We start from the raw sequence: 1,002 nt of genomic DNA on the forward strand, positions 1-1,002 counted from the left end.
GCCCTAGACGAGTAGTTCCGAAGTCGGCTGGGTTTGCCGGTTCTGCTTCGGACATGCAGGGAGGGTGTCCAGCATCGGGTTGTGACGACCGAAGAGCTGGACACCCTCCTGACGGCACTCTACGTGCAGATCGATGATCACCTGCCCCGAACGCGCTGGCTGGGTCGCCCGCCGCGGCTGACCGACTCCGAGCTGGTCTGCCTGGCCGTGGCCCAGGCCCTGCTCGGCTACCACTCCGAGGCCCGCTGGATCCGCTTCGCCCGGGCCCACCTGCGCGGTATGTTCCCCCACCTGCCCGAACGGCCCGGCTACAACAAGCGTCTGCGCGCGGCTCGCCCGTTGCTCCAGCAGGCCATCCGCGACCTGGCCCGCGCGAGCGACCTGTGGTCCGACCCGGTATGGATCACCGACTCGACGCCCGTGGAGTGCGGCCGCTCCCGCGACACCGTCCGCCGCTCGTCACTGGCCGGCTGGGCTGGCTACGGCTACAGCCGCTCGCACTCGCGCTGGTTCTGGGGCCTGAAACTGCACCTGGTCTGCACCCCGGCCGGGCTGCCCGTCACCTGGGCTCTGGCCAGCCCGAAGGTCGACGAGCGCGAGGTCCTGGCCGCGCTCGTGGAGACCGAGCCCGATCTCGTGCATGAGCGGCCCGGCCTGCTGATCCTCGCCGACAAGGGCTACGTGTCCGCCGAACTCGACCGCTTCCTCGACCAGTACGGCGTCCAGTTGCTGCGGCCGTCCTACCGCAACCTCGCCCCTCGCCCTGGTGAGGGGCTGCTGAAGTCCGTTCGCCAGCTGATCGAGTCCGTCAACGACACCCTCAAGGGTCAGCTCGGCCTCGAACAGCACGGAGGCCGCACCATCGAGGGTGTTGTCGCCCGGGTCGGCCAGCGGCTGCTGGCGATGACCTGCGCGATCTGGCACAACCGAGCCACCGGCCGACCCGTCACCCGCTCGCTCATCGCCTACGACCACTGACCGACTTCGGAACTACTCGTCTAG

At 69.3% G+C, this 1,002-nt stretch carries 1 protein-coding gene; it reads left to right on the forward strand.

Features of this window, described 5'->3' with window-relative positions; all coding sequences use genetic code 11:
• The first annotated feature begins 81 nt into the window (after positions 1 to 81).
• Positions 82 to 978 (forward strand): IS982 family transposase, encoded by an 897-nt coding sequence (locus ACFVHB_RS40175; protein ID WP_380332945.1) that lies wholly within the window; start codon positions 82 to 84, stop codon positions 976 to 978.
• The last annotated feature ends 24 nt before the right edge of the window (positions 979 to 1,002 follow it).

The organism is Kitasatospora sp. NPDC127111, from assembly GCF_042677465.1.
Lineage (GTDB): Bacteria > Actinomycetota > Actinomycetes > Streptomycetales > Streptomycetaceae > Kitasatospora.